At 67.1% G+C, this 10,608-nt stretch carries 12 protein-coding genes and 1 pseudogene; 8 read left to right on the top strand and 5 right to left on the bottom strand.

The annotated features are described in order from the left end of the window. Positions 1-334, bottom strand: a 334-nt coding sequence (locus ACIBH3_RS35535; protein ID WP_396316254.1) for a DUF4259 domain-containing protein, incomplete at its 3' end; no start/stop codon positions are given. A gap of 228 nt (positions 335-562) precedes the next feature. On the opposite strand from ACIBH3_RS35535, the gene ACIBH3_RS35530 reads away from it, so the two are divergent. Then, complete coding sequence (locus tag ACIBH3_RS35530) at positions 563-1,144, top strand: DUF4262 domain-containing protein (RefSeq protein ID WP_396316253.1); 582 nt, start codon at positions 563-565, stop codon at positions 1,142-1,144. On the opposite strand, the gene ACIBH3_RS35525 is transcribed toward ACIBH3_RS35530, so the two are convergent. Beyond that, complete coding sequence (locus ACIBH3_RS35525) at positions 1,133-1,726, bottom strand: DUF4291 domain-containing protein (RefSeq protein WP_396316252.1); 594 nt, start codon at positions 1,724-1,726, stop codon at positions 1,133-1,135. The two genes, ACIBH3_RS35530 and ACIBH3_RS35525, sit on opposite strands and share 12 nt — an antisense overlap. Before the next feature lie 711 nt (positions 1,727-2,437). Between ACIBH3_RS35525 and ACIBH3_RS35520 the strand changes: the two genes are divergently transcribed. The 6 genes and pseudogenes from ACIBH3_RS35520 to ACIBH3_RS35495 all read left to right on the top strand — a co-directional run bounded on the left by ACIBH3_RS35520 (position 2,438) and on the right by ACIBH3_RS35495 (position 5,993). Beyond that, entirely contained in the window at positions 2,438-4,198 is a 1,761-nt protein-coding gene (locus ACIBH3_RS35520) for an RICIN domain-containing protein (RefSeq protein ID WP_396316251.1), read from the top strand. A gap of 94 nt (positions 4,199-4,292) precedes the next feature. Next, positions 4,293-4,556: pseudogene (locus ACIBH3_RS35515) on the top strand (aldehyde dehydrogenase family protein); the annotation flags it as partial. A gap of 94 nt (positions 4,557-4,650) precedes the next feature. Then, the gene (locus ACIBH3_RS35510; RefSeq protein WP_396316250.1) at positions 4,651-4,827 is read left to right on the top strand and encodes an aldehyde dehydrogenase family protein; all 177 of its coding nucleotides are present in this window, start codon (positions 4,651-4,653) and stop codon (positions 4,825-4,827) included. Then, entirely contained in the window at positions 4,824-5,309 is a 486-nt protein-coding gene (locus ACIBH3_RS35505) for a hypothetical protein (RefSeq protein ID WP_396316256.1), read from the top strand. The genes ACIBH3_RS35510 and ACIBH3_RS35505 overlap by 4 nt, the downstream gene beginning before the upstream one ends. Further along, positions 5,293-5,745, top strand: coding sequence for a transposase domain-containing protein (locus ACIBH3_RS35500; RefSeq protein ID WP_396316249.1), 453 nt, complete (start codon positions 5,293-5,295; stop codon positions 5,743-5,745). The genes ACIBH3_RS35505 and ACIBH3_RS35500 overlap by 17 nt, the downstream gene beginning before the upstream one ends. Beyond that, the gene (locus ACIBH3_RS35495) at positions 5,670-5,993 is read left to right on the top strand and encodes a hypothetical protein (protein ID WP_396316255.1); all 324 of its coding nucleotides are present in this window, start codon (positions 5,670-5,672) and stop codon (positions 5,991-5,993) included. The genes ACIBH3_RS35500 and ACIBH3_RS35495 overlap by 76 nt, the downstream gene beginning before the upstream one ends. A 346-nt stretch (positions 5,994-6,339) precedes the next feature. Here ACIBH3_RS35495 and ACIBH3_RS35490 read toward each other — a convergent pair whose 3' ends face one another. Beyond that, a complete protein-coding gene (locus ACIBH3_RS35490) occupies positions 6,340-7,476 on the bottom strand; it encodes a hypothetical protein (protein WP_396316248.1) in 1,137 nt (378 codons plus the stop codon). A 100-nt stretch (positions 7,477-7,576) separates the two neighbouring features. After that, a complete protein-coding gene (locus tag ACIBH3_RS35485; protein ID WP_396316247.1) occupies positions 7,577-8,737 on the bottom strand; it encodes a hypothetical protein in 1,161 nt (386 codons plus the stop codon). A gap of 583 nt (positions 8,738-9,320) precedes the next feature. Between ACIBH3_RS35485 and ACIBH3_RS35480 the strand changes: the two genes are divergently transcribed. Then, on the top strand, positions 9,321-9,530 hold the full coding sequence (locus ACIBH3_RS35480) for a hypothetical protein (RefSeq protein ID WP_396316246.1): 210 nt from the start codon (positions 9,321-9,323) through the stop codon (positions 9,528-9,530). Positions 9,531-10,007: 477 nt separating this feature from the next. Here the strand turns inward: ACIBH3_RS35480 and ACIBH3_RS35475 are convergent, their stop codons facing one another. Further along, positions 10,008-10,490, bottom strand: coding sequence for an ATP-binding protein (locus tag ACIBH3_RS35475; protein WP_396316245.1), 483 nt, complete (start codon positions 10,488-10,490; stop codon positions 10,008-10,010). Positions 10,491-10,608: the final 118 nt, after the last annotated feature.

Genomic DNA, 10,608 nt, shown 5'->3' with positions numbered 1-10,608 from the left:
ACGCTCCTCCAACAGCCCCATCACCGACGGCATCCGGCACCTCCACCGAAGAGACGACACGACACCCCGTCTCTGCCACCGAGGCACCGACACTAAGCCTGACCAGCGGAAACGCACCCATCACTACCGGAAAGACAACGGCTTCTGAGAGCAACGCCGCTGCGGCCACTGCTGATACACCCGCTGAAAACCCGACGTAGTCCCTCTCCTCTGCGACCGAACGAACCGCTCGTTCAAGCTCCTCGGCGACCTCGTCAAGCGGCAGCCCGCGTAGTCGGTCGACGAAGTCCAGAGCAGAATCATCATCGAACGGACCAGTCCCCCAGGTACCCATACCCTCTGCCTTCGCATCGCGTCGAACTGACGTGATCAAGTGTGAGCCACGCGTCTACCCCCAACACCCCACCATCGCCCCTGCGGCCGGGCGACCGGCCGTGATCTGCTTGGATACCCGGGTGACCGACCTGACCGCGACTTCCCCGTGCCCCTGTGTGCTCTGTGATCCCGCCGCCTCCGCGACCTTCGCGCGCGGCGGCAGCGCGCGAAGCGCTGAGCCTCGGAGATGGCACACGTCCGCGAGCACGGCTGGCACGTGGTCGGCGTGGGCGGCGGCGGTGAAGTCCCCGACTGGGCCTTCACCGTCGGACTGTGGCACTCCTACCGGATTCCGGAGGTCGCCATATTCGGCCTGGAGCTGCACGGCCTGATGCACTGGTCGGCGATGCCGCCGCCCGGCTTCGCGACGGGGCATCAACGGAGCCCGGCGCACTGCTCTCCGACGCCATCGGGGGCTACCAGCTCCGGTGCCAACCGGTGGATCCCAGTTGGCACCATCCACTGCTCGGTACGTCCGTCGGCTTCTACCGACAGACCCGGTCTGGCCCGACCGGGAACACCGCTGGCCCTCCGACGAGCAGGCCACCCCGGGCTGCCGCGCGCAGCCCAACCTGCGACTTCCTGTCGACGAGCACCCAAAGGGTGTCTGGACCCAGGAAGCTGCCTGACGGCGAAGCCGCCAGCCGCCGCCGTTGTGGAATCCCATGCTGATGGCATCGCGTATTGGATCGTCGTGAGTTGCCCAGGCAGGCGGTGCCGGAATGGGGAGTCTGCAGTCACAGGTGGTCAGGCTGACTCAGCCGCGTAGCTGGGCGAGAAGGGTGTCGCCTGCCGGATAGGGGCGTTCTGTGGGGAGGAGTTGCTGGGCTGCGTCCAGAGCTCCGTCCCTTACGTGGGCATGGATCGCATGCGCGAGCGCGGTGACGTCGCTGATCGAGACGATCCACTCCTCCGCATAGCGCTCGGCGGCCTCGCCGGCGAGGCCGAGCTGCAGGGAGCGGTGGGAAAGCGGCTGCAGGTGCAGATCGCGTTCGGGGTCCCACTGCACTCGGGCCGGGGCGCGCTTCAGCTGACGCTTCCAGGTGGCGCGGTCGGGATGCAGCCCGTGTTCGTAGTGGGCCAGGCAGGCGTTTTGCAGGGCCCACTCGAAGCCCTCGCGGGTGATTTCGATCGCGAGGACCGTCTCCTGCCCTTCCTTGCCCGCCCATCCGCAGCGATACATCATCCAGAGGAACGACGGCTTGATCCACGTCATTCGGTCCCGCTGCCAGGCCGCGGGAAGGCGGCCGTCGAGTGCGGCGGGCAGGCCGATCTCTGGTGCGTATGCCTGGTAGACCGTCACGGTGGTGGCCGTATAGAGGGCGCGGATCTGATGCTTGGGTTCTGACACGGTGACCAGGGTCGACGCTGGCTTCGCTCCGCGCCATCGAATTATCAGGCCGGATGAGCCTGGTTGAGCGCTGAATAGAGTCAGGTACTTCGCTCGTCCTCGGTGGGAGGCGTAGGTGGCCCAAGTGGAGCCTGCCTGGATGGCGTGGTCCCTCGGTGCACTCGGAGGTGTAGCCCAGGGCCTGGGCGGCGACGGAGGGCGGCATTCCTGGACCAGGGCGCGGATTGTGGCGAACCGGGTGCCGAGAAGGTGGATGCCGTTGCTGGCCAGCTGGTTCATCAGGTAGGTCGAGTGGATGTGTTGCCCTGGGCCCTCTCTGACGGTCTCGACCGAGACTGTCAGAGAGGGCGGACGGGGCCACGTCACGCCACGCCACGCCCAATGAGGGCATCAATGACGCCATGTCATCTCATTATCTGAACATTCATCGGATATGCGCTGGTCGGAACTTGACTCGGCCAGTCCGGGGCGGCCACTATCCTCAACCAGCGGGCGGAACCTGATCACGCCCTGGCGGGCACTCGCCCTACGCCGGACCGATCGCTGGCGCCCACGTCTCCCTGACAGGTGTGCTCAGCGGCCTTCCTCCGGGACGGCGTGCGGCGCCGTTGCGCGTATGCGGCGCCGACCCGCCTTTTGACACAGCGCCCTTTCCGCTCTGTGTCGCCCCTTGGACTGCGTGCCCCGACAGGTGCACGCGGAGGAGACGAAATGCCAGATCCGGTGGCCGCGGTACTCACGGATGCCGACCTCGCGGGCCGCATCCGCGCCGGACACGGGCGGGACAGGTCTGCGGTCGAGGAGGTTTCACGCCGTCACCGGGCCGCGGTGCTCGCCTATGCCGGCCGCTGCTGCCAGGACAAACGCGTCGCGGAGGAACTCGCGGACGAGGTGCTTGAGCGGATTGTGGAAGCAGTGCGCTCCGGGGCAGGCCCCACCGAGGCCTGGCGTCCTCACCTGCTGACCGCGACGAGGCGCGCCGCCGCCCGGCTGTCCGGCACGGACCGCGACTCGGCGCTGTCCGTCGGCTTCGCCGCCTGGCTCGCATCCCTGCCCCGCCCGGAGGCGGCCGAGTTGGTGCCGGAGACCGCAGTCCTCGCCGCAGAGAAGGACTCGCTCATACTGCTGGCCTTCCGGAGTCTGCCGGAGGCCCGGCAGGCCGAATTGTGGCGTTGCCTGGACGGGGCGCCCGGGAACCCGGAGACCCGGCAGCCAGGAGCGGCGTCCGCACCGATATCCGGAACGGCAGCAGCGCGTCCCGACGCGTCGGCTCAGCGCAGCCTCTACGAGGCGTATCTTCAGGCTTTCGTCGCGCGGACCGCCAACCGGTCCTGCCGCCACCTTGCCGCCGTGCTGGCTGACCGCGTGCGGCGCGGTACGGCCGACGAGGCCAGGGGCGCTGAATCCCACTTCGCGCGGTGTCACAGCTGCCAGCGCGCCCGTACGGAGCTCGTCGCCATCCATGCCTGGCAGCAGCCCGTCGTTCTGCGTGCGCTTCTCCTGTGGGTGGGAGAGCCGTCATCGAACCTGCCAAGCGTCGCGGACCCACGCACCGTGCCCCTGCCGGCAGCAGTGCCCTCGCCCTCACGTGCGCGCACGCGCGAACGCCGGACCCGAGGTCCGCACCCCCTCGGCTACGCCGTCGCCGCGGCGACCGGCGGCCTGGCGGCACTCCTGGCCGCAGCCGTGGTCCTCGCAACGATCGACTCCGGCGGAACGCGCCCTCCTCTGACGGTACCCATCCTGCTCCCCGCCTCAACGGCTTCGGCACTGACGACGCGCGTGACGGACACGTCGGCTTCCCCATCCGGTTCGGCGTCGGCCACCCCGTCTCCCAGCGCGTCCACCGCGCCGGTCCCGGGGACCTCGTCATCGCCGGGTGCAAGGGTGATGCCGCCTGCCCCGGCGACGGACAGCCCGTCGTCCACCGCGCCGGTCCCCGGGACCTCGTCATCGCCGAGTGCAAGGGTGACGCCGCCTGCCCCGGCGACGGACAGCCCGTCACCTTCCACGAGCAGCGCACCGACCGGCCAGCCACTGGTCAACAGGCGCTCGGGGCTCTGTGTGGGCGTCGCCGGCGGCAGCGGCGATCTGCAGCTCCAGACCTGCACGGGCGGCGGGAACCAGTCCTGGAAGCGCCTGGCCGCGGATCAGGGTGCCTACCAACTGCGCAACACGGGGACGGGCATGTGCCTCGACGGCACCACAGGTGAAGGCAACGTCGTGGCGGTCACTCTCCGGACCTGCCTGTCCGACACGAACCGCGCCGAGCAGCTGTGGGAGTTCAGCCCGGGCACGGAACCCGGAACGTTCCGTCTGCTGTTCCTCCCGCAGGTCCGTTCGAGCGACTACTCCTCGCACCTGCTCGGACCACAGAACTGGGCGAACGCCGATCCGCCGAGGGTGGGGTCGAATCTCGTGCAACTGCCCAACTACTACAACTCGAGCAGCTTCCTCTTCACCCTGGGCTGACCTCCGGTGACGTTTGCACGAGGGGGATGAAGCCGCCAGCAGGCGGCAACGAGGGCTGCGTGTGGCGGGCCCGAGCCCGTAGCCGTGGGAGGGGGTGAGCGCGCGGAACGGTCGTGTCCCGTGGAGTGGTGTAAGCGGCCTGTCGGACGAGGATCACAGGGGGCGGACGTTGCGGGTCGGCACCGAGGAGGCCCGCTTGGTCGCTGGTGGCACCCGCCCTGGCCACCTCCCCGAAGGCAACTCCCTCCAGCCCGCCGTCTTCGCCGACGTCGCCCGCGACGCCCGGATCTTCCAGGAGGAGATCTTCGGCCCGGTCGTCGCCGTCGCCCCGTTCGACGACGAGGCCGAGGGGGTCGCACTGGCCAACGCCACGCAGTTCGGCCTCGCCGCCTACATCTGGACCAACGACCTGAAGCGCGGCCCACCGCATCGCTCGGGCCGTCGAGTCCGGCATGGTCTGGATCAACTCCCACAACGTCCGCGAGCTGCGCACCCCCTTCGGTGGCGTCAAGGCGTCCGGCCTGGGGCGCGAGGGCGGCGCCCACAGCATCGACTTCTACACCGAATCCAAGATCGTGCACGTGGCGCTCGGCGATGTGCCCACTCCGCGCTTCGGAGGCACCTCATGAGTCTGAGCGCCGCACCCGACGTCGTCCGCTCCGCCTACGCCCAACTGGTCGTCACCGACCTTGCCAAGGCCCGCTGGTTCTGGGTGGACATGCTCGGCTTCCATGTCCAGCATGAGGACGAACGCTCGCTCTACCTGCGCGGCACCGACGAACTGACCCACCACTCATTTGTCCTGCGCACCGGTGACACAGCCGCCCTCGACCACCTCGCGTACCGCGTCCGCACCCCGAGGACGTCGACCGGGTCGAGACGTTCTTCGCCGGGCTCGGCTGCCCGGTCCGCCGCATTCCGGCCGGCGAAGGATGGCGTCCCATGGTGTGCAACACCGTTGCGTTTGGCCGTCCGGCTTCTTGTCAAGTTGATGAACGAGCGGACGGGACCCCTGGAAGATCCCTGTGGTGTCGAGCCCAGAGATCGTTGCACCGGAGGTCCCGTTGGCACGGAGTACTGCCACGCTGCCACCCATGGCTCCAGGCCATGATGGTTATGCGCCTGGCCACTTGGGAGAGTTGACACAGGTCATCGATCCACAGCTGGTCGACGCGATCCTCGAAGAGACCGGTGCCCGGGAACGGCGCCTGCGGCTGCTGCCCGCGCGTGTCGTGGTGTACTACGTGCTCGCCCTGGCTGTCTTCGAGCGCTCGTCCTACCAGGCGGTCTGGAACAAGCTCATTGCCGGACTGCACGGGATCGCAGTGGCACGGCCTGCTTCCTCCTCCCTGCCGCGGGCCCGGTGCCGCCTGGGCAGCGCCCCGCTGCGCCGCCTGTTCGAGGTTCTCGCCGGCCCACGGCTACGAGGACACAGACCGGAACCTTCTACCAGGGGCTGCGGGTGGTCGCGGTGGACGGCACCACCCTGTGCGTCCCCGACGAGGACGTGCCCGGGCGCGGCTACGGCCGCCTCGAGGTGCGGGTGATCGAGGCCTGGATGACCGTCACCCTGGCCGACGGCAACCGGCGCACCGAGTTGTGCCGGCTGATGACCAGCCTCTTGGATGCCGGGCGCCACCCCGCACACGAGCTGATCGAGCTCTACCACCGAAGGTGGCAGGTGGAGACCTGCTACTTCTCGCTGAAGTCGACCATCCTCGACGGGCGGGTTCTGCGCTCGTTCTGCGCTCGCGGACGGTGCCCGGCCTCGAACAGGAGGTCTACGCACTGCTGACCGTCTACCAGGCACTGGTCCGCGTCGCGGGCGACCTCACGGTCACACAGTCCGACCTGCCCGCAGAACGGATCAGCCTGCATTGACAACCCCAACAGGACTTAAATGCAACGGCGTTGCACACAGTGGGACGCATCCGCGGATGCCGCCGTAACCAGAACACGAGCCACCGCCCCCAGCGCCAGGCGCCGCTCGTTCAGGTGCGGCACCAACTTGGTAGACGTATCCACCAGCGCCGCCTCAGTCTCCTCCGCCACACCCGGATCCTACGACCCCAACCCAACAGTCAAAACCAGGATTCGGCGGGTGGTCAACGTACCCGCCGCAGCGGCATCTGTCCGCCGTTTCATTGTCCGAGGTATCTGGCGATATCGAGCACAGTCGCACCGACGACCAATGGTCTGCCTTTGGGGGTATTGATCTCGAGTGAGAGCTTTCCCTGCCCGTCAAAGCTGACGTCGTTGGTGACGCCGTCACCGGTAGCCACGAAGAACGGCCACACGCCGGCCGCCGCCTTGGCTTTGAGCGCCTGCTGGTCGTTGTCAGAGAATGCGGCGTCCGAGGTGACTTTGCAGGAAACGTTGTCCGCCACCAGCAGGGATGCGACCGCTCGCAGAAGCCGCCCACTCCCTTCGGCGAACATGTCGTGCCAGTTCGGGCGACAGTTCTGCACCCATGGCGGACCGACGTGATTCGTGTAGGCCGAATGAAGCAGGCCTGAATCATACCATTTACTGTCGGGAATGGCCGTCCATGCCGTGTACTTTCCCAGGGTGACGCTGGCAGTTACCGCACTCGTGGCGAACTTGACAGTGGTGGCGTCGAAGCACTCGGCGCCTGTCCACAATCCGGAGAGGTGCGTATTCACACCCCTTGCCCAGGTGTCGGAGACATCAGAGGCCGCCATTGTACTGCTGAACGAGATGTTTACGGGTCGAGAGCTGGCGAGCATGGCCTGCAGTTCTTTGATGCCGCCCTTGTATTGCACAGGCACTGCAGGGGTCCCCTGGTAGGTGCGGAGCAGCTTCTGCAGATCGCTCAACTGTGCGATGCTGGTCAGGTCCGAGGCGCCGATGCTTGCTACGTCCGGGTGGTGCTGCAAGGCCCACTGCTGGAACAGATCAGGCAGTTCATCGTCGCTCGGCGGCGGGATCACCGTGTTGAGATAGGCGATCCATTCCTTGTAGACGGCCGGGCCGATGTCTTCTTCGAAAGTACTCTGCCTGGACAGCACTTCGATCACGGACGCGTACTCGCCGAAGAAGGACGCGCAGTCCACGATCTTCCAGTTGTAGGTGAGAGATGCGGGCGGGACCGTGTTCTCGTACGCCCACAACGCGGCGTCGGAGAGTTCGAGCAGTGGTACGGGTTGGATGATCTGGGCAGTCGATCTATCAGCGGCCAGGCTCTTCAGCATGGTGTTGTACCAGCGATTTTGGAGCCCGGTCATGGAATGTGGTGGTGGCGGCGGCACCACTGGCATGGTGCTGTCCTTTCTTCGAGGCTCGCTGTTCAGGACCGGACAGGTCTGTCGGCCGGTGGTCAGCGGATCACCGGCCGACAGGTCTACCTGCTTACTGGAGTCATGCCTGGTACGCCGCTCGCTTCTCGAGCGCTGACACGGCGAAGCCAACGAAAGAACTGATCGGCAGGACATTTACCCCGATCACCACTGGAACGGTGGGAGCCGATGTAGTGGTGATCATGATCGCGCCGGTGTCGTCGAAGTCCACCTTCGTCTCCACCCCGGAGGTGCTGGAGGAGGTGTAGAACGGCCACAGCCCGTTCTTCTTATTTTCGTTGATGGTCTGCTGCTGCTGCTCGTTGTACGAGGTGTTCGCCTTCACCACGATATTCATGGTGTCGGCCACCAGCAGATTGATCGCGAAACGCTGCATGTTGCCCTGGGTGCCGAACGTGTTCTCCCACGTGATCGCGCTACCCGTGCGCCACGGCGGGTCCCCCTGGTTGTGATATGCCAGGCCGAGCGCGGCGGATTCGTACCACGCGCCAGCGTTGGTCTGGAAGAGAAGCAAGTGCTCGAACGATGCTTCGACCCTGAACGAGCTGGTCGCGAACTGCTTGCTCACCTGGTCGTCGCTCGAGCTGCCCTCCCACAGGCCGAAGAGACCTGAGTGCTGCCCGGAAGCCCAGGTGTGCGACACGTTCGAACTTGTGGTTGAGCTGTCCACCTTGAAGGTGCGTGTGGGTGCGTCTGCGAGCTCTCTCACCATGTCCTTGTAGCCCCGAGCCCAGTCCGGCTGCAGCTTGCCGGCCTTGTAGGTCAGCAGCGAGAACTGGGCGGAGAGGATCGGATCGAGGACGATCGCGGCGTAGTCCGCTGCCCCGATCTGAGCAACCTCGGGCGCGTACTGCATCGCCCACGAGAAGAAGATCTCCGAGTACTTGGCCACGGGAGGCGTCGGCTTGAGTTTTCCCAGATAGGCCGTGAAAGCGATGAAATTGTCCTCGCCGATGTCCTTCTTGACGTCGATGGAAGTCGCCGGCTTCAGTGCGCCCATCAACGCGCTGAAGTCGGAGAAGAGCTGGTTTCCGCCGCTGGCAACGTAGTTCTGATTCAGCGACAGGGGCGGGATGTTGTTGAACAGGGTCCACAGCGGTGTGTTTCCCTCGCCCTTGGAGAGGGGGGGAGACGGCTGGAGGATCTGAAAGCGTTCGGGCGATTGCTGCAGCCCATCGCACATCGCGTTGTACAACTGGTTCTGAACGTCGACGAAGGACATTGACTGTCTTCCTCTCGGGGTGCCATGGCACCACTGGTGCGCCGCGTGGTGTGCCCACCGCGTGGATGTGAATGAGTCGGGCGGCTGCGGACAGGATCCAAGTTGGTTCCGACCTGAACTGCCGCGACATGCTCGCCCCTGGAGGGCGAAGAACGAACTGAACGGACCCCGGTCGGGGGTCCAGGCCCGCCACAACAGTGGTCAGGAACAGCCGGGCGCCACTAATTGACGCGCGATTGTGCCCGCACCGGCGCTTCTGGTTGCAACGATCGCATGCGCACAGCAGGCGGGTAGGAAGAACTGGGCCGCGTGGGTGAGGCTCGGCCTGGACGTTCTGGCAGGTTTTGGGTGATCAGGCTGCGCCGGCTGCGGCCCAGGCGTGCTGGATGACGCGAATGTACTCATGCATGGGTCGACCTGGGCCGTTGGGCGCAATCGGGCGGCGATGATCCTGGAGGAGGCGGTGGAAGCCCCTGTGGTCGTGCCTTGCTGCTCGCTGACCGGTCCAGGACCGCACGGACCGGGGTCACACCCCGGCCCGTACAGCCCTGGTGACCTGGACGAGCCGAGAGCTCTCATCGCCGTGACATTCCAGTCCAATCGGCAGAAAGCGGACAAGGACGTCACGGACTGGCTCCCTCCGGCGCTCGGATACCGGTGCCAGTACGTCAGTGACTGGACGACCATCAAGCCCCGCTGGGGTCTGGCCGTCGATCCGGCCGAGCTGAACATACTGCGCTCCATCACGGCCGGCTGCCCCGACACCGACCTCACCGTCACCCTCGCCCGCTGACAGCCCGCCCGGACATCGCCCCCAGACCGGGGCGGTGCCCGGGCACGGCCCCGGCCACCACGGGTCCCACCGCCGCAGGCCTGCCGGCGCCGAACCACCGCCACGGCTCGGGTCTGTACAGACCCGGACATTCCCGACATGTCTCTGGACCTGTGGTCAGGAATCGCCACCGGTGTCGGCAGAGCGTCCGCGCGTCGGCAGCGCAGGAGGGTGGCGGATGCAGGCCACGTGGCGGGGGCAGGGTTCCACAACACCGATGTATGCCGGTGCTCCGGTAGCGGGTGAGGTGCGGTCCGGATGGTGTGCTCCCCTGGACGGCTGCCTCACCGGGTGGACGAGGTCGTCGCGGCGGGGCACGCGGATCGGAAGGCCCGATGGTGGGCGGCCCGCCGGAGGGTAGGGCGGCCGGGGCCCGGGCAACAACAGCAAAGTGCGCACCGCCGCCGGCTTTGGTGATGGGGCTGGGGCCGCTGGTACTCAGCCGGCAACCGGAAGATCTGCCCAGTAGGTGACTCCGCGGGGCAGAACCCGGGTGCCGTGCGCGCTCGCCAGCCGAGCGACGATGCCGCCTCCACGGCCGTGCTCCTCCGGTGTGCAGCTCGCGACCCAGGTGCCCTCGTTGTCGGCGGGGCCGCCGTCGTCGACCTCGATGTGCAGGGTGCCGTCGTCCCGAGGGCGTTCGAGGTGGAGGGCGACAGGGGGCAGGGCGTGTTCGACGGCGTTGGTGACGAGTTCGGAGACAACGAGCAGTGCGTGGGCGGTGGCTTCGTCGTCTATTCCCCACTCGTCGAGGGCGGCGTTGGTGATGCGGCGGGCGGTAGCGGCGGCCTCGGGACGGTGTGGCAGCAGCCAGACGCAGGGCAGCTCGCCGACCCGCGCGCGAGTCAGGGACTGCGGGATGAGCGGGCACGGGGCGACGGTTGGGCCGGTGAGCGTTCCGGGGCGGTTGGTGGCGTCCATGGGAGGTCTCCTTGGCGGCTTCGGGCGTTCACGGCACGAGCCGGTCGAGGACGGCTGAGGCGAGTGCCGCGTCGAGTGCTCCGACTCCGGTGAGGTCGGCGACGGTGATCGCGTCGTC

The sequence above is a fragment of the Kitasatospora sp. NPDC050543 genome (assembly GCF_044457565.1).
Taxonomy (GTDB): domain Bacteria; phylum Actinomycetota; class Actinomycetes; order Streptomycetales; family Streptomycetaceae; genus Kitasatospora.
This window is presented reverse-complemented; position numbering and strand designations above follow the sequence as displayed.